Consider the following 21,294-nt stretch of genomic DNA (forward strand, 5'->3'; position numbering starts at 1 on the left):
ATATGTATGAAGACAAAGAAATCGTCGCGATCGAACGCGCGATGGTCGCGATCAGGCGCAGGCAGAGCAGGCGGGCGCTGGCCCGGCGACAGGGCGCGACGGGGCCCGAGTACGAGGTGCTCGACGTGGTCGAGGGCGCCGGCGGGCAGGTCACCGTGTCGATGGTCGCGGAGGCGCTGAACGTCGACCAGCCGCGGGCGAGCCGGCTCGTGACGGCGGCCGTGACGGCGGGGCTGGTGCGACGGGAGGCCGATCAGGCCGACGGGCGGCGGGCGTGGCTGGTGCTGACGGAGGCGGGCGTCGCGGCGCTCGGACAGGCCCGGCAGGCCAGGCAGGCGGCCTTCGCCTCGGCCACGGCAGACTGGTCGGCGGCCGAGCGGGCCGAGTTCGCCCGGCTGCTGACCCGGTTCGTGGAGGGGATGCCGGGCTGAGGCGCTCCCGGCGTCAGCGCATCGTCTGGCCCCAGACGAGCAGCATGGCGATGATGAACACGATCATCACGCCCACGTAGCCGACGGGGCCGAACCGGAACGCCCTGCGCACGCGGTTGAGCCCCCAGGCGAACAGTAACGCCAGGAAAACGAGGAGGATCAGGCCGCCGTCCATGCTGACAGTATGCGGCGCGGCCCGGCCCGGCGCGCGGCTGCCGTCAGAATCCGAAGGACCGGCCGATGATCTCCTTCATGATCTCGGTGGTGCCGCCGTAGATCGTCTGGACGCGGCTGTCCAGCCACGCCTTGGCGACCGGGTACTCCATCATGTAGCCGTAGCCGCCGTGGAGCTGGAGGCAACGGTCGATGACCTTGTTCTGCAGCTCGGTGGTCCACCATTTGGCCTTGGCCGCGTCCACGACGGTGAGCTGCTTGGCGTTGAGCGCCAGGATGCACTTGTCCACGTAGTGGCGGGCGATCTCCGTCTCGGTGGCCAGCTCGGCCAGGACGAAGCGGGTGTTCTGGAACGAACCGATGTTGCGGCCGAACGCCTGGCGGGTCTTGCAGTACTCGATCGTCTGCTCCAGCACCGCCTCCGCCGCGGCCACGGCCGCCACGGCGATCGACAGGCGTTCCTGGGGCAGGTTGTTCATCAGGTGGAAGAAGCCCTCGCCCTCGTTCGGGCCCAGACGGTTGGCCACCGGCACCCGGACGTTCTCGAAGAACAGCTCGGCGGTGTCCTGGGCCTTCATGCCGACCTTGTCCAGGTTCCGGCCGCGGTTGAAGCCGTCCATGCCGCGTTCGACCACGATCAGCGTCGTGCCTCTGGCGCCCGCGTCCGGGTCGGTCTTGGCGACCACGACCACGAGGTCGGCGTTGACGCCGTTCGTGATGAACGTCTTCTGGCCGTTGACCACGTAGTGGTCGCCCTCGCGGACGGCGGTGGTCCTGATGCCCTGGAGGTCGCTGCCGGCGCCCGGCTCGGTCATCGCTATGGCGGTGATGAGCTCGCCGGAGGCGAAGCCGGGCAGCCAGCGCTGCTTCTGCCCGTCGTCGGTGAGTTCGACGACGTACGGGGCCATGACGTCGTTGTGCAGGGAGAAGCCCAGGCCGGAGGCGCCGTTCCCGATGATCTCCTCGACGATCACCGCGTTGTAGCGGAAGTCGGTGATGCCGGATCCGCCGTACTCCTCCGGGACGCCGAAGCCGAACATGCCGAGCTCGCCGGCCTTCTTCCAGACCTCGCGGGGCACGATGCCGTCCTTCTCCCACTGGCCGTGGTGCGGCACGACCTCGCGGGCCATGAACTCGCGCACGGTTTCCCGGAAGAGCAGGTGCTCCTCGTCGAAGAGGTCTCGCTGCATCGGTTCGCCTCCAAGCAGGTGTCGTGCACGACAGAATACGATTCTGTTACCCGGAGGTATACCCGCTTTTCGGGCGAGGAGGACAGCGGGGGACACGGCTTCATCACAAGTGCTGGAACTTGAGGGAATCGGCCTGCGTTGGGGGTGTTTTCGACTCTAAGATCTACCCTCGGTCTATTTGTGATGATCGGAGTGTCCCGTGAGTCGGTGGCGCAAGTCGTTGCTCGCCGCGTCGATCGCATCGGTGGCGGCCATCGGGGTGGTTGCATTGCCCGGCGTCCCGGCCTTGGCCGCACCGGCCGACCTGGACGTGCAGTACGAATGTGTTCCCTCCGGGACCGACAGCATCGTCAGGCACGGGCCGGTACGCCTGAACACCCATCTCACCTTCGCCACCGACCTGGTGGTCGGCGACCCGCTCAACTTCACGTGGAAGCTGGACTACGCCGACCACGGACGGCTCCAGTCGCCCGGCTACTTCGCTCCGGGCGCCAACGTGCATGCCACCGGTAACGTCGAGTTGGCCAGCAGCTGGCAGGGCATCCTGCAGCCGAAGGGCTCGGTCGAGCAGAAAAGCAAGCTGCGCCCCGACTACGAACTGTCGCTGCCCGAGTCGCTGAACGACCCCGGCCTGATCGACAAGGTCGGGACCATCAAGGTCACGCCGAAGGACATCGACCTCGACTTCACCCCGCCGGACGGCACCGTCATCGCCAACGACGGCAACGAGACCGACAACCCGACCGACATGAAGGTCACTTACGGACCCGGCTGGACCTCGCTCGACGACCGTCCGGGCTCCGAGAACCATGTGCACAACGACCTGCACGAGACCAACGACCTCGGCGCCTGGGCCGAGCTGAGCTTCACGGGTACGGGCGTGGAGTACATCGGGCCGCACGACAAGGACGCCGGCCCGGTGGACGTCTACATCGACGGCAGCAAGGTGGCCAGAGTGGACCCCTCGCGCTCCGACGACAACCTGCCCGTCAACGACGACCTCGACGGTGGCTTCACGCTCTGGAAGTCGCCGGAGCTGAAGTACGGCAAGCACACCATCAAGATCGAGAACGCTTCCAGCAAGCCTGCCTGGCTCGACGCGTTCAAGGTGTCCACCAACACCGCCAAGATCCCGACGGGCTACCACGGCGCGAAGTGCAAGCTGGTCGGCGGGCCGGTCTCGGTGACGGTGACCGTACGGGACAAGACGGGACCGACCAACAGCCAGACCCCCGACCCGTCGCAGACCCCCACCACGACCACCACCCCGACGACCACCCCCACCAACACCGGCACGTCCACCGCGACCAGCACCCCCACGCGGAACCACTCCCGGCCCACCCCGAGCAGCGGGCTCGGGCACGTGATCGTGGTGCCGGCGGCGACCGGGACGAGTACCAGCACGAGCACGCCCACCGCGACCGGCCCGACGGCGACCACGTACGTCAGGGCGCAGGTGGCCAAGATCCCCAAGGGTGGGGTGGACACCGGTGAGGCGCCCGACGAGCCGGACCGGCCGTACGGGCTGATGGCCAGTGGGGCGATGTTGCTCATGGGCAGCGCGGGCGGCGGGCTCGCTCTGCGCCGGCGCAGGGCCGCGCACGCGGGAGGAACGAAGTGATGGCCGAGCAGAAGACTCCGATGCAGCGGGCGATGCCCGGACTGCTGATCGCCGGTTCGCTGGCCGGCGTCGGCGCGATCATGGTGGGCCTGCTCTCCGTGGCGCCCAAGGTGGACGACGGCTCCGGCACGCTGGCCGCCGCCGACCGGCCGACCACCGTGCAGATCGAGAACGCCGGCGCGTTCGTGCTGCCCGCGACCGTGGGTCCGGGCGGCAAGGGCGCGACGCTGACCCCGGCCCGGCCGGAGGCGCCGCCGCCGCTGGCCGCCGCGCCGACCGTGCCGCCGATCCCCAAGGCGAAGACCAAGGCCGCCAAGGCCAAGGCCCGGCCCAGCCGGATCAAGATTCCCAAGATCAAGGTGAACGCCCCCGTCGGCGGCGTCACCGTGGACATCAAGGGCAACCTGGGCACCCCGCCGCTGACCAGGCCGAACCAGACCGGCTGGTACCGCTTCTCGCCGGTTCCGGGCGAGCTCGGGCCCGCGGTCATCAACGGCCACGTGAGCACCCGTAGGGGCCCCGCCGTCTTCGACCGCCTCCGCGAGCTGGCCAAGGGCGACCAGATCTACGTGTACCGGTCGGACGGGAAGGTCACCCGGTTCACGGTGAGCGGGATCGAGCAGGTCAGCAAGTCGTCCTTCCCGACGTCCCGGGTGTACGGGAACACCAAGGACTCGCAGCTGAGGCTGATCACGTGTGGCGGCGTCTTCAACAAGGAGGCGCACAGCTACACCGACAACATCGTGGTGTACGCGACCCTGTCGAAGACGAAGGGCTGATGGGGTTTTTGGGGCGAATTTTGCGTTTTACGGGAAGTTGACAGGGACAGTTCGTAGGATCTCAACCGAACCGTGACCATCGGCTGGAATTCTGGCACGACTGTTGACACTGCGCTGAAACGGAGATGGACCCGTGCTTACGTCCCAGGCGTGGCGCCGCCTCGCCCACAAGACCTCCGCCTTGGGATTGATGGGCACACTCGCCGTCTCCGTCGGCTCGGTGGTCGGCCTGTCCTTCCCCGCCGAAGCGGCGGCCCCGAAGGTGTTCAGTTACACCTGTCAGGGAACTCTCCTGGCGGCTGCCAGCCAGTCGATCAGCGTGAATCTGACCGGCCCTGACTCGGCGGCGGCAGGTCAGACCTTCGACGTGACGGTGAACATCCCCGCGTTGACGCTCGCCACTGCTCCGACCGCAGCAACGACTCTACAGGCCAACGCGGCGCTGACGCCGTCGGTGGGTACGGTTCAGGATCCGGGAGCGAAGACGGGGGCCGCCGTCACCACCAGCACGTCGGTGCCGGCCAAGGAGGTCACCTACAAGGTCTCGGTGCCGGCAGGCACCACAGGCAAGGTCTCGGTGAAGCCGGGACAGTTGTTGTTGCACCTGGCCTCAAGTGTGAACACGTCGGCCACATGCACGACAACCAGCACCGAGAGCCTGGAAGTCCCCATCGGGACCGGTGGTGGCGGCACGGGGACCAGCGACCTCGTCGACTACGAGTGCGTCGGTCCTGGCGCCGCAGACTACCAGGACGTCCAGATCAAGGTCGAGATGACGATGCCGACCGCTGCCAAGGTGAATGACCCCTTCGCCATCAAGTGGAAGGGAACCTACACCGCGGGTAAGGAGCTGAAGGCTCCGACCACGGGCGAGACGATCAGTGCGAAGATCTTCGCCTATGCCGTCTTGACCGGTATCACCAATTTGACCTCCGCCACCGGAGAAGGCACCACCGGCACGATCACCGCCGGACAGACCATCCCTCTTCCAACCCTTGCTTTCGACGTCAAGGCCACAGCCAGCACTGCGGGTACGGTCACGGTGAAGCCCGGCAAGGTCAACTTCGGGTCCAACACCTCGGCGGGCACGCAGCCGGCGATCGAATGCACCGTCCAGAACGAGGCGGCGCTCAAGAGCTACACCTTCCAGGTGGCCGCGGGCTCGGGAACGAGCCCGACGCCGACGCCGACGCCCACGCCGACCCCCAGTCCCACGCCGACGCCCACCCCCAAGCCCACCAAGACCAGCACCGCGACCGTGACCGTCACTCCGCCCGACAAGTCGAAGACCCCCAAGGCCGGGGCCGACACCGGGGCCGGGGGTATGGCGGGGCCTGACGGGCGGCTGTTCGTCCTCACCGGTACCGTCCTGATCGCGGCCGCGGCGGCCGGTGGGCTGGTGCTGCGCCGGCGTACCGCGGGCAGGGGCTGAGCGGCGTGGCCGGGCAGTATCCCTACGGTGGCCCGCCGCCGCGGGACAGGGGGAGTGCCGCGCTCAGGACCGTGCTGATCGGCGCGGCCATCGCCGGGGTCGTCACGGTCGTGGCGGGCATGCTGATCGTGCTGCAGTCGCCCGAGGAGTACGGCATGGACAGGGACGCCCTGCCCGTGGCGGTGCAGACGCAGGCGTCGGGGCAGCCGCAGCAGGCGTTGTTCCAGGCGCCGCCGGACCAGCCGCCGCCGCTGCCGCAGATCGTGCCGGCGCCGCCGATGCTGCCCTCGACACCGGTCCGGATCGTGATCAAGCGGCTCGGGATCAACGCGCCGATCAAGTCCGTGGGGCTGGCCAAGGACGGGGCGATCGAGGTGCCGCCGTCCGACAATCCCAACCTGGCCGGCTGGTACCGGAACATGTCCACGCCCGGCGAGGCGGGCCCGGCGGTGCTGCTCGGGCACAAGGACACCCGGACGCGCAGCGCCGTGTTCAGCCGCCTCGGCGAGCTGAAGAACGGCGACACCATCGAGGTCAGACGCCAGGACAAGACGACCGCCGTGTTCACGGTCGGCGGCGTGGAGCAGGCGAGCAAGAAGACGTTCCCGACCGAGCGCGTCTACGGGGGCAGGGAGAACGCCCAGCTCCACCTCATCACCTGTGGTGGGACCTACGATCGCACCATCGGGCACTACAACGACAACATCATCGTCTACGCGACGATGACGAGCTCCTATCGAAGCTGATTCGCGGAGGCGGGCATGGGCTGGATGGCGAAGCGGAGACTGCGTACTGGCCCGACGGCGGCACTGCCCGTCAAACCGGACGCCGCCGAGCTGCTGCGGATCGTCCGGCTGGCCGATCCGGACGCACGACCCGACGGCGACGACATCGTGGCGGCCGACGTGCGGGTGTGCGCGCCGGTCGAGGCCGACAGCGAGCTGACCGGCGGGGTGCTGGAGAAGGTGTGGGCCTGCCGGGTCACCGCCGAGGGGCCGCTGCCGTTCGACTTCTTCGACCGCTACCTGGCCGAGGGGCTGGCCTTCCGGCTCAAGGGGCTCGCGGTGTGCCGGGGCGAGGTGAGCGATCCGGCTGACGGTGAGGGGGGCGGTCCCGCCGTCATCCTGCCGGTACGCCCGTCCGCCGAGGACCTGGCGCCCCTGCTTGAGCAGGGGGAGGACGAGTTCACGTACACGTCGGGCGACATCCGGGCAGCGCTGGTCCCGCAGAAGGGGCAGCCGCCGGCGGTGGGGGAGCTGCTGCCGTTCGCCACCGAGCTGACCGCGATCGAGCTGCGCGGCGACGAGCCCGTCAAGCTCGGAGGTCTGGCCCTGGAGCTGGCAGAATCGCTGAACGGGCTGGTCGTGGACCGGTGGCGGTTCAGGGTCGACGCCGCGGAGGACCTTCTGCCCCCGGAGTGACGAGCCACAGAACGTCGTTCTGTTGTAGTCTCTCCCTAATAACCGAATAATGCTCGGTTTCCAGGAGGCACTGTGGCAGAGGCGTACATCGTCGGAGCGGTCCGTACCCCGGTCGGCAAGAAGAAGGGCGGTCTGTCCACCGTCCATCCCACCGACCTGGCCGCCCACACGCTGAAGGCGCTCATCGACCGCACCGGCGTCGATCCGGCGGCGGTCGAGGACGTCATCATGGGGTGCGTCATGCAGTTCGGCCCCCAGAGCATGGACATCGCGCGAAATGCCTGGTTGTCGGCGGGGCTGCCCGAGACGACGGCCGGCGTCACGATCGACCGGCAGTGCGGCTCGTCCCAGCAGTCCATCCACTTCGCCGCCCAGGGCGTCCTGTCGGGCACCCAGGACCTGGTGGTGGCCGCGGGCGTGGAGTCGATGAGCATCGTCCCGATGGGCGCGTCGATCACCGCCGCGCTGGAGAAGGGCATGCCGTTCCCGTTCGGCGACAAGTGGGTCGAGCGCTACGGCAAGCAGGAGATCTCCCAGTTCCGCGGCGCCGAGCTGATGTGCGAGAAGTGGGGGCTCCAGCGTGACGTGCTGGAGCAGTTCGCCTACGAGTCCCACCAGCGCGCCGCCAAGGCCGTCGCGAACGGCTACTTCAAGGACCAGATCGCCCCGATCAACGGCGTCGAGGACGATGAGGGCCCCCGGCCCGACACCACGCTGGAGAAGATGGCCGGGCTCAAGACCCTGAAGGAGGGCGGCCAGATCACCGCGGCCACCTCCTCGCAGATCTCCGACGGCTCCGGAGCCGTGCTGATCGCCTCCGAGCAGGCCGTACGCGAGCACAACCTGACCCCGCGCGCCCGCATCCACCAGCTCGCGCTCATGGGCGACGACCCGGTGTACATGCTGACCGCGCCGATCCCGGCCACCCGGCGGGCCCTGGAGAAGGCGGGCATGTCGATCGACGAGATCGACGTCGTGGAGATCAACGAGGCGTTCGCCCCGGTGCCGCTGGCCTGGATCAAGGAGCTGGACGCCGACCCGGCCAAGGTCAACCCCAACGGCGGCGCCATCGCGCTCGGCCACCCGCTGGGCGGCACGGGAGCGATCCTGATGACCAAGCTCCTGCACGAGCTGGAGCGCACGGGTGGCCGCTACGGCCTGCAGACGATGTGCGAGGGCGGCGGCCAGGCCAACGTCACCATCATCGAGCGGCTCTAGGAGAACCGGTCCAGGAAAGGGTGAGCGCCGCCTCCCGGGCGTAAGAGGGGAGGCGGCGCTCGCTAACTACCATCCCGGTAGTTGTCTAGCGGCCCTTGGGCGGGATGATCCGCCGGGGCGGCACGACCGGTCGCTGCGGCATCTTGGGCAGTTGCCGGGGCGGCACGGGCGTGGCGGTCTTCTTCTTGGCTGAGCGAACTCGCATGCGAAGCTCCTTTACGCGAACTCAGGACGCGGCTCCGGAAAGGGCCGGGCGTCGGCGAGCACAGCGTGGCCGCGTCTGTCGGACGATGGACTGAGGTGGCTGCTGTCACAGGTAAAGGCGCATGACCGACAAGCTACGGCGTGTCCGTGACGCCGGGCAACTGAATTAACCGGTCGCCGCGAGCTGCTGTTCGAAGCCCGTCACCATGGCCCGCAGGCCCGCGTCGAACCACTGGTCGTAGAAGCGCAGGGCGTCCGCGTCGTGGGTCTCGGCGGTCGAGCCGACCTGGGCCAGGGCGTGGCCGAGCACGTAGACGCCCACCGACTGCACCGCGTTGACGGTGTCGGCGGTGGGCACGCCCGCCGCCTCGAAGCGGGCCAGGAGGCCGGAGATCAGCTCGGTGGCGAGCCGTACGTCCACGGGGTGGGTGGCCAGCAGCGGGACGGCGCGCGGGTGGGCGAGCAGGAAGCGGCGGTAGGCCACGGCGAACCCGGCCAGCGCCCGCGGCCAGTCGGAGACCGGCGTGTAACCGGCCATGGCCTCGGCGAACAGCCGGTCGACGACCAGGGCCACGAGCGCGTCCCGGTTGGGCACGTGGCGGTAGAGCGACATGGCAGCCACCCCGAGGTCGGCGCCCAGGCGGCGCATGGTCAGCGCGTCGGGGCCCTCGGCGTCGAGGATGCCGACGGCGGCGGCCACGATGCGCTCGACGCTGAGCACGGCCGGTCGCCCCGCCCGCCTGGGTGCCTGAGTCATGCGGTCAGCGTAACGACGATCGTGGTCGCCAGCATGAGCAGGGACAGCACGCCCATCACCATGTGCTGGACGTCGATGACCACGGCACGGCCCGCGGTCGGCAGGACCTTCCAGGTGCGGCTGTACTCGCGCCGGTAGAGCTCGCGCTGCTCGTCCGTGGCCGTGCCGAAGTAGGGCAGCCACCAGCTCCGTACGTGACCGGTCATGACCAGGAGGCACAGAACCGTCGCGGCGGCGAGCGACCACGTCCGGTGCAGCGCGACGCCGGCCGCGATGAGCAGCGGGAACGGGTAGTTGATCACGGCGGCCAGGGCCCGGCCCTTGACGTTCGCCCCGCTGAGGTCGTTGAGCGGGAACATGGGCACCCAGTCGATGAGGACGAGCCAGGCGAGCCATACGAGCGGGACGGCGACGGCGACCGCGGTCATCGGGATCTCCTCGAATTTGCTTACTTGGTAAGCTTACACAGTACACAAATCCGGACGACGGCGGTCACGAGCCCTGCGAGGGCCGCGGCGAGCAGGGTGATCGACAACGACGCCGGGAAGTAGGTGAGCTGCTCCCAGGTCACGTACCGGCCGTTGAGCAGCACGGAGACCCAGTTCGGGTAGAACGCGAACACCAGGACCGGCAGCAGCACCGGCACCAGCCGCAGGGCGATCCGCCACCACGGCTTCCCCGACCGCCGGGACGCCCACCGCCGCGCCCGCAGCACGCCCATGACCCCGAGGCCGGCCGCCACGACGGCGAGCAGGCCCAGCACCAGGTCGTAGAGCTGCCGGTCGCCGCCCAGGGCGGCCGGCGCGCGGCCCTCGCTCATCGCGGCCAGGCCCCGCATGATGTCGTAGGTGGGGTCGTGGAGCGAGGCGCCGTTGGTCATGACGGCGAAGCCGTAGCCGGTCTTCGGCGAGACGGCCTCGACGGCGTTGTAGGTGAACAGGTTGCCGGAGTGCACGAGCAGTCCGGACTCCTCCTCCAGGCCCCAGCCCATGCCGTAGCCCTGCAGGCCGGGCTTGTGCATGGTCTCCAGGCTCTGCTTCTTGACCAGCGGGCGGCCGGCGCCGTTCTGGGCGATCAGCCACTTGCCCATGTCCGCGGCAGTGGTGATGACCGCGCCCGACCCGCTGCCGTCCAGGAACCCGGACGCCTCCGGCCGGGGCAGCCACATGCCGTAGACCGAGACGAAACCGTCCGCCGGCCGGACGGCCTGGGCGCTCACGGCGCTGCCGGTCATGCCGAGCGGGCCGAAGACGCGGTCCTTCATGAAGGCGTCGAAGGGCCGGCCGCTCGCGGTCTCGACCAGCCGGGCGGCCAGGTCGTAGTTGACGTTGCAGTACGCGTACCGGCTGCCCGGGTCGGCGGCCAGGCGGCCCTCGGCCAGGCGGGCGGTGTAGTCGGCCAGCGAGCTTGCGGACTCCAGGTCGCCGATGTCCAGCGAGCTGTCGGACAGCCCGGAGGTCTGGTTCAGCAACTGGCGCACGGTGATCTTGGCATGGCGCGGGTCGGCCATCCGGAAACCGGGAAGCTGCCCGGCCACCGGCTCATCCAGCGCGATCTTCCCCTGCTCCACCAGGGTCATCACGGCCAGCGCGGTGAACGACTTGCTCACCGAGGCCACCCGCATCGGCGTGGCCGCGGTGATCGCACGCCCTTCGGAGTCCTTGCCGTACCCGGCGGCGTGCACGACCTTGTCGCCGTGGGTCACCACGACGGACAGGCCGGGCACGCCGGTGGCCTCCAGCGCCTCGCGCAGGTAGGAGTCCACGGCGGCGGGGGTCGGCTCGACGGGGGCCGAGGCAAAGGCCGGGGCGGAAGCGGGGGTGAGGGTCAGGGCCGCGGCCAGCCCGGCGAGGGCGATCTTCAAGCTCATGCAGGCAAACGTACGGAGAACGCCCCCACCTCCGAATCTGCCGACGGTCTAGTGGTACCCCCGACGAAAGTCAGGTCTCCGTGGGGGACGGCAGCCGCTCCGGCACCGCGTCGTGCACCTGCTGGAAGATCACCGAGGTGCGGAAGCCGACGATCTCCTTGCGCTTGCTGAGCCGGTCGAGCAGGAAGGCGTGGAGGTGGTCGAGGTCCTGGACCGCGACGTGCAGCAGGAAGTCGTCGCCGCCGGCCATGGTAGCCGCGGATCACGCCGCGCCGGGTGAGCGCCCTCACCCGTTCCAGGCAGGTCGAGGGGGCGATGCCGAGCCGGCGGGCCAGTTCCCGGTTGGACTGCCGCGCATCCGTTTGGAGCAGGCGGATGATCGCCGAATCAAGTTCGTCCATGACGCGATTCTGCACCCTTCTCCGATCGAACGTTCGGTGGAGCGGGGGTGGGGCCGAACGATCGGGCTACTTTCACGTGCATGACTGAACAGGGCCGGATGGGTGCGGGGCAGGGCGTGGCGTTGCTGGTGGGCGCGGTGCTGGGGCCGGGGATGCTGGTGCTGCCGCAGCTCGCCGCCACGGCGGCGGGGCCGGCCTCCGTGCTGGCCTGGGCGGGGCTGCTCGCGCTGAGCGTGCCGGTGGCGCTGACGTTCGCGGCGCTCGGCGTCCGGTATCCCGACGGGGGCGGGGTGGCGAGCTTCGCGGGGCTGGCCTTCGGGCCGCGGGCCGCCGCCGTGGTCGGCTGGTGGTTCTACGGGGCCGTGCCGGTCGGGACCGTGGCGGGCGCGCTCGTGGGCGGCCGGTACGTCGAGGCGTGCCTGGGCGTGGACGGCACCCTGGCCGGCGTGCTGATCCTGGCCGCGGCGTTCGCCGCCAACGCGGCCGGGCTGCGTACCTCGGGGCGGTTGCAGCTCGCCTCCGTCGCGCTGCTCGTCGCCCTGCTGGCCGTCGCCGTGGTCACCGCCGCCCCGCGGGCCGACCTCGACCGCTTCACCCCCTTCGCCCCGCACGGGCTCGCCGGGGTGGCCGGCGCGGCCGGGGTGCTCATGTTCGCCTTCGTGAGCTGGGAGGCGGCCAGCCACCTGTCGGCCGAGTTCGCCGCCGGGAGGCGCGGGCTGACCAGGGCCACCGTGGTCACCCTCGTCGTGGTCGGCGGGTTGTACCTGGGCATCAGCATCACCTCGGTCGGCGTGCTCGGCGCGGACATGCCGGGCGTGCCGCTGAGCGCGCTTCTGGAGGCCGGCCTCGGGGGAGTGGCGCGGCCGGTGACCGGGGTGCTGGCGGTGCTGCTGACGTTCGGGGCGGTCAACACGTACCTGGCGGGGGCGGCGCGGCTGGGGGTGGCGCTGGCCAGGGACGGGGCCATGCCCGCCTGGCTGGCCGGGGGACGGGGGCCGTACCGGAGCCTGGGGGCGCTGGCCGTGCTGACGGTGCCCGTCGTGGTGTGGGCGGTGGATCTGGACCTGCTGATGCGGGCCACCTCGGCGTGCCTGGCGGCCGTCACGGCGGCGGGCGTGGCGGCGGCGGTCCGGGTGCTGCCCGCCGGGCGGTTGCGGGTCACCGCCGTCGTGGCGACCGGGATGTCGGCGGTCGCGCTGGCGTGCTGCGGGGCCTTCCTGGTGGTGCCGGCCGTGCTGGCCGCCGTCGCGCTGGGCGTGCTTAAAGCCGTCAGGCGGGCAGTACTCCCAGCACATGACGGCGCACCGTCGGGAGGGTGCCATGAGTGAGCAGACCAAGTACGCGGAGAGCAGGCAGGTCGGCGAGCAGGCCAGGGAGCGCGAATGGACGCGGCCCAGCTTCGCCAAGCAGCTGTTCCTCGGCGATCTCCGGCTGGACCTGGTGCATCCGGCGCCCAGGCTGCCGGACGAGGCCGCCAGGCGGGGCGAGGAGTTCGTCCGGGCGGTACGGCGCTACCTGGAGGACCACGTCGACCCCGCCCTCATCGAGCGCACCGCGCAGGTGCCCGACGAGGTGGTCAAGGGCCTGGCCGCCCTCGGGGCGTTCGGCATCACGATCGGCGAGGAGTACGGCGGCCTCGGCCTGCCCTACCTGTACTACTGCCGCACCCTCACGCTGGTCGGCTCCTACTGCCCCGCGCTGGCCACGCTGCTGTCGGCGCACCAGTCGATCGGCGTGCCGCAGCCGCTCAAGCAGTTCGGCACCGAGGAGCAGAAGCGGGAGTTCCTGCCCCGCTGCGCGGCCGGCGAGATCTCGGCCTTCCTGCTCACCGAGCCCGACGTGGGCTCGGACCCCGCGCGGCTGTCCACGACCGCCGTGCGCGACGGCGACGACTACGTGCTGAACGGCGTCAAGCTCTGGACGACGAACGGCGTCGTCGCCGACCTGCTCGTGGTCATGGCCAGGACCGGCAAGAAGATCAGCGCCTTCGTGGTCGAGGGGGACAGTCCGGGCATCACGGTCAGGCGGCGCAACAGCTTCATGGGCCTGCGCGGCATCGAGAACGGCGTCACCGAGTTCTCCCAGGTCAGAGTTCCGGCAAGGAACCTGATCGGGCAGGAGGGCCAAGGGCTGCGGATCGCGCTCACCACGCTCAACACCGGCCGCCTGTCCCTTCCGGCGACCTGCGCGGGCAGCGCCAAGTGGGCCCTGAAGATCGCCCGTGAGTGGGGGAACGCCCGCGAGCAGTGGGGGCGCAAGGTGGGCCGGCACGAGGCCGTGGCGACCAAGATCGCCTTCATCGCGGCCACCGCGTACGCCCTGGACGCCGTCAGCGAGCTCACCGCCCGCCTGGCCGACGACCGGCGCAACGACATCAGGATCGAGGCCGCCCTCGCCAAGCTGTACGCCACCGAGATGTCCTACCGGTCGCTGGACGAACTGGTCCAGGTCAGAGGCGGACGCGGCTACGAGACCGCCGAGTCGCTGGCCGCCCGCGGCGAGCGCGGCGTGCCCGCCGAGCAGATGCTGCGCGACTCCCGCATCAACCGCATCTTCGAGGGCTCCTCCGAGATCATGCACCTGATGATCACCCGCGAGGCCGTGGACGCCCACCTGACCGCGGCCGGTGAGCTGATCAACCCCGAGGCGTCCCGCCAGGAACGCGCCCAGGCGCTCGGCCGGGCGAGCCGCTTCTACGCCGGCTGGCTTCCGACCCTCATGGCCGGCTCGGGCAACCTGCCCACGGCCTACACCGCCTTCGGCCCGCTGGCCCAGCATCTGCGGTTCGTGGAGCGGACCAGCAGGAAACTGGCCCGGTCCACCTTCTACGGCATGTCGCGCTGGCAGGGCAGGCTGGAGCACAAGCAGTCCTTCCTCGGCCGGATCGTCGACATCGGGGCCGAGCTGTACGCCATGACGGCCGTCTGCCTGAAGGCCGAGGAGGACGCCGACGACCTCGGGCGCAGGCCGTACGAGCTGGCCGACACCTTCTGCAGGCAGGCCCGCCGCCGCGTCCGCACGCTCTTCGACGAGCTCTGGGACAACAGCGACGAACAGGACGTCCGCCTGGCCGGTTACGTGCTCGACGGCCGTTACGAGTTCCTGGAGGAGGGCATCCTCGACCCGTCCATCGAGGGGCCGTGGATCGGGACGCCGGACGGCGGGGAGAACGTGCGGAGAAAGATCCTGTGACGCGTGGTCTAGACCGGTTGTGAGCTTTTTCTGCCCTGAGTGTTTTCAAACCGATACCAGCCGGTATAGACCGGCTGCTGAACACAGGCTTACTCTGGCGCAAACGCGTTGAGCTGTGGCTCTCGCACCCCTCATCCCTTTGGACGGGGTCAGGTAGCTGGTACGGACCAGCCACCCGTCCGACGAGAAGGCGGTATCACCAGTGAACATGAAGCTTGTGGGCGGCGCCGCTCTCGGCCTTGCCACGATGCTGGTCCTGTCCAGCTGCGGCTCCGACGGCGGTTCGGGTGGCGGCGGGAACAACACCCAGGCCTCGGGCGGCGGCCAGGTCACCCTCAAGATGGTCGCCGCCGACTACGGCGACGGCCCCGGCAAGCCGAACTCGGGCGAGACGTTCTGGAAGGGCGTCGTGGACGAGTTCCAGGCCGCCAACCCGAACATCAAGGTCGACGTCCAGGTCATCAACTGGAACGACATCGACAAGCAGGTCGCCACCATGGTCCAGAACGGCCAGGTGCCCGACATCCTGCAGACCGGCGACTACTCCGGCTTCGTCAAGGACGGCCTGCTCTACAAGGTCGACGAGGTCGTGTCCCCGGCCGTGTCCGGCGACCTGCTGCAGAAGTTCGCCGACTTCGGCAAGGTGGACGGCGCCGCGTACGGCCTCCCGTTCGTCTCCTCCGCCCGCGCGCTGTTCTACAACAAGGACCTGTTCACCAAGGCCGGCATCGCCGAGCCGCCCAAGACCTGGGACGAGCTCAAGGCCGACGCCGAGAAGCTGAAGAAGGCCGGCGTGAGCCAGCCGTTCGGCCTCCCGCTGGGCCAGGAGGAGGCCCAGGGCGAGTCGTTCCTGTGGATGCTGGGCAACGGCGGCGGCTACAAGGACGCCTCCGGCAAGTGGGCCATCAACTCCCCGCAGAACGTCGAGACCTTCACCTACATGAAGGGCCTGGTCGACGCCGGCCTCACCACCCCGAACCCGGGCACCAAGGACCGCAAGACGGTCTGGGAGGACTTCGGCGCGGGCAAGGTCGGCATGGTCAACGGCGGACCCATGTCGATCCCGATCTTCGACGCGGCCGGCCTGAAGAACTACGGCGTCGCGGCCATCCCCGGCAAGTCCGGCCCGCTCGACACCACCCTCGGCGTCATGGACTGGATCATGGCGTTCAACAAGAACGGCCACGCCGCCGAGATCAAGAAGTTCTTCGACTTCTTCTACACCGGCAACGCCGCCCAGAAGATCTCCGACACCTACAAGCTGCTGCCCGTCACCAACGGCGGCATCCAGAAGCTGTCCGGCGACGAGAAGCTCAAGCCGTTCCTCGACGCGCTGCCCAACGCCAGCTTCTACCCGTTCCAGGACCCGAAGTGGGCCGAGGTGAACCCGGCGATCAAGCAGACCATCGGCGGCGCCGTCAAGGACGACCCGGCCAAGGTCCTCGGCGAGCTGCAGAAGACCGCCGAAGCCAGCTGATCCAGCGGGGGTCTGTGGAGCCGGCGCGCGGGTCGCGTCCCCGCGCCGGCTCCACCGTCATGGAAGGTTCCTCATGAGAAGGTTGCGCGCCCTCGAACCCCTGGCCTGGATCGGGCCGGCCGTGGTGCTGATCGCGCTGGTCGTGCTCTGGCCCGTGATCGAGATGATCCGGTCGTCGTTCCTCAAGATCAGCCGGTTCGGAGTGGTCCAGGGAGACAATTTCCCGGACAACTACACGAAGCTGTTCGGCGAGAAGGACTTCGCCGACATCATGATCCGCAGCGTGGTCTGGGTGGTCGCGGTCGTCGCGCTCACCGTGCTGATCTCGCTCGCCCTCGCCCAGCTGTTCAACCAGCGCTTCCCCGGCCGCAAGATCGCTCGCTGGGCGCTCATCGCGCCCTGGGCGGCCTCGGTGCTGATGACGGCGATCATCTTCAAGTGGATGCTCGACCCCGAGGTCGGGGTGATCAACCAGATCAGGGTGAAGCTGGGGCTCATCGACGCGATGGGCGGCGCCTCCGCCGACCAGCTCGGCGACGCCTCCAGCGCGATGCCGTGGCTGGTGTTCGTGGCGGTCTTCGTCTCCGTGCCGTTCACGACGTACGCGCTGCTGGCCGGGCTGGCGACCATCCCCGCCGACGTCTACGAGGCAGCCAAGATGGACGGCGCCACCAAACTCCGGACGTACTGGTCGATCACGCTGCCGCTGCTGCGCCCCGCGCTCACCGTGGCCGCGCTGATCAACGTCATGAACGTCTTCAACAGCTTCCCGATCATCTGGGCGATGACCCACGGCCAGCCGGGCTACTCGACGGCCACCTCGACCATCCTCATGTTCATCCTCAAGAACTCGAACATCGGTGAGTCGGCCGCGATGTCCGTCGTGAACTTCGGCATGGTCATCGTGCTGACCGCGATCTTCCTGAAGGTGTCGCGCTGGAACAAGGAGGTGGCGTGATGGCCGTGCAGACCATGTCCAAGGCCGGTCCGCGCCACCAGTCCGGTCACCGCGGGCGGGCGCAGCGCCGCCTGCCCAGGGTCAAGACCGTCATCGTGGCGGCCGCGGCGTACATCGTCGCGTTCGTCTTCCTGTTCCCGTACCTCGTCATGCTGCTGACCTCGCTGCGGTCGCAGGAGTCGCTGCGCGAGGTGACGTTCTGGCCCGACGAGTGGGTGTGGTCGAACCTCGCCAACTTCTGGACCAGCGGCCTGGCCGGGAACCTGTGGGTGACGCTCAAGGTCGCCGGCGGCTCGACGATCCTGGTGCTGCTCGTGGCGTTGCCGGCCGCGTACTACTCGGCCCGGCACAAGTTCCGGGGGCGCACGGCGTTCCTGATCCTGGTGCTGATCACCCAGATGTTCCAGCCCACGGCCATGCTCGTCGGCATCTACCGCGAGTTCTACCAGTTCGGCCTGGTGGACTCGATCTGGTCGCTGATCCTGGTCAACGGCGGGTTCAACCTGGCGTTCGCGGTGTGGATCCTGAACGCCTACTTCGCCTCGATCCCGCGTGAGCTGGAGGAGGCCGCCTTCATCGACGGCAACGGCCGCTTCGGCGCGCTGTTCCGGATCACGCTGCCGCTGGCCATGCCGGGCGTGATCACCGCACTGATCTTCACGTTCATCGCGGCGTGGAACGAGTTCGTGGTCGCCCTGACCCTGACCACGACCCCGGCGAACCAGCCGCTCACGGTCGCGCTGAACTCGTTCATCGGCCAGTACCAGGTGGACTGGCAGAACCTCTTCGCGGGCTCGGTGATCGCCACCATCCCGGTGATCATCCTGTTCGCGCTGATCGAGCGGAAGGTCGTCGGCGGACTGACCGCCGGCTCGATCAAGTAGAAAACGTCCGGCCGCCACCAACCCACCGGGTGGCGGCCGGGCTCACTTCCGCGGGCCTGTTTCTGCGGGCTTACTTCTGCGGGACGCGGGCCACGCAGAACACCGTCTGGCCGAACGGCGGACGGATGAACCGCTCGATCAGCCGCGTGGCCGGGACCACGGTGCGGTCGTAGATCTTGACCAGGCGCGGGTCGGGGTAGCCGACGCCGCCCCGCCGGACCGCCGCCCACCAGGCGATGCCGCCCAGGAAGTTGATCGGCTTGAGCACGTCGATGTCGAGCCCCGCCTTGGAGACCGTCGCGCGCAGGGTCTTGGGCGTGTAGCGCTGGACGTGACCGACCTTGCGGTCGAAGTCTCCATAAAGCTGCATGTAGCCGGGCACCCAGATGATGATCCGGCCGCCGGGCAGCGTGACGCGGGCCAGCGAGCGCAGCGCCTCGGCGTCGTCCTCGATGTGCTCCAGCACGTTCATCATGACGACGGTGTCGACCTTGTCCTTCAGCGGGATGTCGGTCGGCAGGCCGAACTGCAGGACGTCGATGTCGTCGCGGCCCTCGAAGCGCTTGCCGAGCTGCTCGACGCAGTAGGGGTCGAAGTCGCTGACGACCAGGCGGTCGAGCCGCGGCAGGAACTGCTCGGCGAAGTGGCCCAGCCCGGAGCCGATCTCCAGCATCGAGCGGCCGACGTGCGGGGCGACCATGTCGAACTCGTACTGCCGATAGTTCTTGGCCTCGTCCCCACCCAGGTGGTTCTCCAGGGCCTCGTCACCGGCCGCCGGTTGCACTACACGGTCATACCCAGAAGACATAGTCCCGTTCCTTTAAGGGGCAGACGGATTGCACGAGTCTAATGCCCCCGAGGATGACCTGATGCGTGAAACGCCCTTCCCCGCGCCCGGCCGGATGCGATGGAATGCGACACGCCATGGACGACGACGAGGCGATCGCCCGCTCCCTCGACGGTGACCTGGGGGCCTACGAGGCCCTGGTCGCCAGGTACAGCGCGCTCGCCCATCGCACCGCCGCCATGCTCGGCGCGGGCGACGAGGCCGAGGACGTCGTGCAGGAGGCGTTCGTCAAGGCTTTCCGTCATCTGTCCGGGTTCCGGAGGGACGCGCCCTTCCGTCCCTGGTTGCTGCGGATCGTGGCCAACGAGACGCACAACCTGACCCGGGCCCGCGGGCGCCGCTCCGACCTGGCCGTACGGCTCACCGCCGCCGCCGATCCCGCGGCCCCCGACGACCCGGCGGGCGCGGCCGTCGCCACCGACCGGCGGGCCCGGCTGCTGGAGGCCGTACGCGGCCTGCCCGAACGGGAACGCCAGGCGGTCGTGTGCCGGTACTTCCTGCAACTGTCGGAGGCGGAGACGGCCCAGGTGCTCGGCTGGCCGGTCGGTACCGTCAAGTCCAGCACCCATCGGGGGCTGGCCCGGCTGAGGGAGGAGGTGGGCGGTGAGCTCGCATGACCCCTTCGACGACCTGGAAGCCGAACTGACCGCCCTCGGCGACCTCCTCGACACCCCGTCCCCGCCCCCGCCCGACGTCGCCGCCGCGGTCCGCGCCCGGCTGGAGACCCCGTCGCCGCCTCCGCCCGACGCCGCCGCCGTCCGTGCCCGCCTGGAGACCCAGCCCCAGGACCGCGCGCGGCGTGTGCGGCGGGCCAGGTGGAAGGTCGTGGCGGCCGTCGTACTGGCCGTCATCGCCGTCACGGCCGCCACCCCCCAGGGCCGCGCCGCCGTGGCCCGGGTCCTCCGCTTCGCCGGCATCGAACTGCAACTGGCCGACACACCCCCCACACCGGTACGGACCACCGCGAACCTCCCCGGCGAGCGCCCGGTCGCCCCCGACGACCTGCCCGCCCTGGTGAAGTTCCCGATCAGAACCCCGTCAGAGCTCGGCGCCCCCGACCACGCCACCATCGCCGACCAGGGCCGCGTCGTGTCGATGTTCTGGCCGGACGGCGTCCGGCTCGACCAGTTCCAGGGCGGCGTGGACCCGTTCTTCTTCAAGCAGCTCGGCCCGCCCTGGCCCGACTACGTCCAGGTGGCCGGCACCTCGGCCTGGTGGATCCCCGGCGAGCACCCGCTCGGCTACATCCGCCGCCAGGACGGCACCGAGGTCCCCCTGCGCCAGGCCGCCCCCACCCTCGTCTGGCAGCGCGACACGCTCACCTATCGCCTGGAGGGCGCCGGGACCAAGGAGAGGGCGGTGAACATCGCCGAGTCACTCCGGTGAGCCGGTCAGCCAGTCGTCCACGCCCTTGAGCAGCTCCTTGCGCACGGTCTCCGGGGCGGTCGAGGACCGGATCGACTGCCGCGCCAGCTCGGCGACCTCGGCGTCGGAGAACTCGTAGACCTCCCTGGCCAGCTCGTACTGCCGCAGCAGCCGCGTGCCGAACAGCAGCGGGTCGTCGGCGCCCAGCGCGATCGGCACCCCGGCGTCGAACAGCCGCCGCAGCGGCACGTCGGCCGCCCGCTCGGCCACGCCCAGCCCCACGTTGGACGTCGGGCACACCTCGCAGCAGATCTGCCGGTCGGCCAGCCGCTGCATCAGCCACGGGTCCTCGGCCGCCCGGACACCGTGCCCGACCCGGTCGGCGCCCAGGTCGTCGATGCACTGGGCCACGCTGCGCGGCCCGAGCAGCTCGCCGCCGTGCGGCACGGCCAGCAGCCCGCCGCGCTTGGCGATGCGGAAGGCCCGCTCGAACTCGCGCGCCTCGCCGCGTCGCTCGTCGTTGGACAGGCCGAAGCCCACCACGCCCTTGTCGGCGTATTGGGTGGCGAGCCTGGCCAGGGTGTTCGCGTCGAGCGGATGCCTGGTCCGGTTGGCCGCCACGACCACCGGCATGTGGACCCCGGCGTGCTCGGCGGCCTGCCGCGCCGCGTCGAGCATCAGCTCCAGCGTCGCCGTGAGCCCGCCGAACCGCGCCGCGAACCCGGACGGGTCCACCTGGATCTCCAGCCACCGGGAACCGGCCGCCGCCTCGTCCTCCGCGGTCTCGCGCAGCAGCCGGTAGACGTGCTCGGGACGGCTGAGCACCGACCTGGCGATGTCGTACAGCCGCTGGAACCTGAACCAGCCGCGCTCGTCGGTGGCCCGCAGCCGCGGCGGCCAGTCCTGCTCCAGCGCGTCGGGCAGGTGCAGCCCCTGCTCCCTGGCCAGCTCGATCAGCGTCGAGTGTCGCATGGAGCCGGTGAAGTGCAGGTGGAGATGGGCTTTGGGCAGCGTGTGCAGGGGCCGGTGCATTTCCATATTTTGCCACTGGCCCCAGGTGCGGATTCGCGTGT

The 21,294-nt window shown here is 69.7% G+C and carries 21 protein-coding genes and 1 pseudogene; 14 read left to right on the forward strand and 8 right to left on the reverse strand.

Annotated features, from left to right (window positions below; genetic code table 11):
* Window positions 1-2: 2 nt before the first annotated feature.
* Window positions 3-431, forward strand: coding sequence for a MarR family winged helix-turn-helix transcriptional regulator (locus ABZ815_RS46320; RefSeq protein ID WP_357708224.1), 429 nt, complete (start codon window positions 3-5; stop codon window positions 429-431).
* A gap of 13 nt (window positions 432-444) precedes the next feature.
* On the opposite strand, the gene ABZ815_RS46325 is transcribed toward ABZ815_RS46320, so the two are convergent.
* A complete protein-coding gene (locus tag ABZ815_RS46325) occupies window positions 445-606 on the reverse strand; it encodes a hypothetical protein (protein ID WP_357708225.1) in 162 nt (53 codons plus the stop codon).
* A 43-nt stretch (window positions 607-649) separates the two neighbouring features.
* Window positions 650-1,795 carry an acyl-CoA dehydrogenase family protein gene (locus ABZ815_RS46330; RefSeq protein WP_357708226.1) on the reverse strand — a complete coding sequence of 382 codons (1,146 nt, stop codon included), beginning with the start codon at window positions 1,793-1,795 and terminating at the stop codon, window positions 650-652.
* 199 nt (window positions 1,796-1,994) lie between these two features.
* Between ABZ815_RS46330 and ABZ815_RS46335 the strand changes: the two genes are divergently transcribed.
* The 6 genes from ABZ815_RS46335 to ABZ815_RS46360 all read left to right on the forward strand — a co-directional run bounded on the left by ABZ815_RS46335 (window position 1,995) and on the right by ABZ815_RS46360 (window position 8,266).
* Complete coding sequence (locus ABZ815_RS46335) at window positions 1,995-3,416, forward strand: hypothetical protein (protein ID WP_357708227.1); 1,422 nt, start codon at window positions 1,995-1,997, stop codon at window positions 3,414-3,416.
* Entirely contained in the window at window positions 3,416-4,195 is a 780-nt protein-coding gene (locus ABZ815_RS46340; protein ID WP_357708228.1) for a class F sortase, read from the forward strand. Before ABZ815_RS46335 ends, ABZ815_RS46340 begins: the two co-directional genes overlap by 1 nt.
* Before the next feature lie 133 nt (window positions 4,196-4,328).
* On the forward strand, window positions 4,329-5,627 hold the full coding sequence (locus ABZ815_RS46345; RefSeq protein ID WP_357708229.1) for a hypothetical protein: 1,299 nt from the start codon (window positions 4,329-4,331) through the stop codon (window positions 5,625-5,627).
* Between the two features lie 71 nt (window positions 5,628-5,698).
* Window positions 5,699-6,373, forward strand: coding sequence for a class F sortase (locus tag ABZ815_RS46350; protein ID WP_357708230.1), 675 nt, complete (start codon window positions 5,699-5,701; stop codon window positions 6,371-6,373).
* A 24-nt stretch (window positions 6,374-6,397) separates the two neighbouring features.
* Window positions 6,398-7,048 carry a hypothetical protein gene (locus ABZ815_RS46355; RefSeq protein WP_357708231.1) on the forward strand — a complete coding sequence of 217 codons (651 nt, stop codon included), beginning with the start codon at window positions 6,398-6,400 and terminating at the stop codon, window positions 7,046-7,048.
* Between the two features lie 72 nt (window positions 7,049-7,120).
* Window positions 7,121-8,266 (forward strand): acetyl-CoA C-acetyltransferase, encoded by a 1,146-nt coding sequence (locus ABZ815_RS46360; RefSeq protein WP_357708232.1) that lies wholly within the window; start codon window positions 7,121-7,123, stop codon window positions 8,264-8,266.
* 370 nt (window positions 8,267-8,636) lie between these two features.
* Here the strand turns inward: ABZ815_RS46360 and ABZ815_RS46365 are convergent, their stop codons facing one another.
* The 4 genes and pseudogenes from ABZ815_RS46365 to ABZ815_RS46380 all read right to left on the reverse strand — a co-directional run bounded on the left by ABZ815_RS46365 (window position 8,637) and on the right by ABZ815_RS46380 (window position 11,498).
* Window positions 8,637-9,227: a TetR/AcrR family transcriptional regulator C-terminal domain-containing protein gene (locus ABZ815_RS46365; protein ID WP_357708233.1), complete on the reverse strand. Its 591-nt coding sequence runs from the start codon at window positions 9,225-9,227 to the stop codon at window positions 8,637-8,639.
* Window positions 9,224-9,655: a hypothetical protein gene (locus tag ABZ815_RS46370; RefSeq protein ID WP_357708234.1), complete on the reverse strand. Its 432-nt coding sequence runs from the start codon at window positions 9,653-9,655 to the stop codon at window positions 9,224-9,226. Before ABZ815_RS46370 ends, ABZ815_RS46365 begins: the two co-directional genes overlap by 4 nt.
* A gap of 20 nt (window positions 9,656-9,675) precedes the next feature.
* A complete protein-coding gene (locus tag ABZ815_RS46375) occupies window positions 9,676-11,097 on the reverse strand; it encodes a serine hydrolase domain-containing protein (protein WP_357708236.1) in 1,422 nt (473 codons plus the stop codon).
* Window positions 11,098-11,167: 70 nt separating this feature from the next.
* Window positions 11,168-11,498 (reverse strand): annotated as a pseudogene (locus ABZ815_RS46380) (Lrp/AsnC family transcriptional regulator).
* 80 nt (window positions 11,499-11,578) lie between these two features.
* On the opposite strand from ABZ815_RS46380, the gene ABZ815_RS46385 reads away from it, so the two are divergent.
* From ABZ815_RS46385 to ABZ815_RS46405, 5 genes are all read left to right on the forward strand, one after another.
* Window positions 11,579-12,826 (forward strand): amino acid permease, encoded by a 1,248-nt coding sequence (locus ABZ815_RS46385; RefSeq protein ID WP_357708237.1) that lies wholly within the window; start codon window positions 11,579-11,581, stop codon window positions 12,824-12,826.
* A complete protein-coding gene (locus tag ABZ815_RS46390) occupies window positions 12,819-14,690 on the forward strand; it encodes an acyl-CoA dehydrogenase family protein (protein WP_357708239.1) in 1,872 nt (623 codons plus the stop codon). The genes ABZ815_RS46385 and ABZ815_RS46390 overlap by 8 nt, the downstream gene beginning before the upstream one ends.
* Window positions 14,691-14,898: 208 nt before the next feature.
* Window positions 14,899-16,167, forward strand: coding sequence for an extracellular solute-binding protein (locus tag ABZ815_RS46395; protein ID WP_357708241.1), 1,269 nt, complete (start codon window positions 14,899-14,901; stop codon window positions 16,165-16,167).
* Between the two features lie 73 nt (window positions 16,168-16,240).
* A complete protein-coding gene (locus ABZ815_RS46400) occupies window positions 16,241-17,125 on the forward strand; it encodes a sugar ABC transporter permease (protein ID WP_357708243.1) in 885 nt (294 codons plus the stop codon).
* Complete coding sequence (locus ABZ815_RS46405) at window positions 17,125-18,009, forward strand: carbohydrate ABC transporter permease (protein WP_357708277.1); 885 nt, start codon at window positions 17,125-17,127, stop codon at window positions 18,007-18,009. Before ABZ815_RS46400 ends, ABZ815_RS46405 begins: the two co-directional genes overlap by 1 nt.
* Before the next feature lie 70 nt (window positions 18,010-18,079).
* Here the strand turns inward: ABZ815_RS46405 and ABZ815_RS46410 are convergent, their stop codons facing one another.
* A complete protein-coding gene (locus tag ABZ815_RS46410; RefSeq protein WP_357708244.1) occupies window positions 18,080-18,817 on the reverse strand; it encodes a methyltransferase domain-containing protein in 738 nt (245 codons plus the stop codon).
* A 116-nt stretch (window positions 18,818-18,933) separates the two neighbouring features.
* Here ABZ815_RS46410 and ABZ815_RS46415 point away from each other — a divergent pair, with 116 nt between their 5' ends.
* Window positions 18,934-19,473 (forward strand): RNA polymerase sigma factor, encoded by a 540-nt coding sequence (locus ABZ815_RS46415; RefSeq protein ID WP_357708245.1) that lies wholly within the window; start codon window positions 18,934-18,936, stop codon window positions 19,471-19,473.
* Window positions 19,460-20,242 (forward strand): hypothetical protein, encoded by a 783-nt coding sequence (locus ABZ815_RS46420; protein ID WP_357708246.1) that lies wholly within the window; start codon window positions 19,460-19,462, stop codon window positions 20,240-20,242. The genes ABZ815_RS46415 and ABZ815_RS46420 overlap by 14 nt, the downstream gene beginning before the upstream one ends.
* Here ABZ815_RS46420 and ABZ815_RS46425 read toward each other — a convergent pair.
* On the reverse strand, window positions 20,231-21,253 hold the full coding sequence (locus tag ABZ815_RS46425) for an adenosine deaminase (RefSeq protein WP_357708247.1): 1,023 nt from the start codon (window positions 21,251-21,253) through the stop codon (window positions 20,231-20,233). The genes ABZ815_RS46420 and ABZ815_RS46425 overlap by 12 nt on opposite strands.
* Window positions 21,254-21,294 lie beyond the last annotated feature (41 nt).

Source organism: Nonomuraea sp. NPDC047529, assembly GCF_040642995.1.
In the GTDB taxonomy this organism is placed as follows: domain Bacteria; phylum Actinomycetota; class Actinomycetes; order Streptosporangiales; family Streptosporangiaceae; genus Nonomuraea.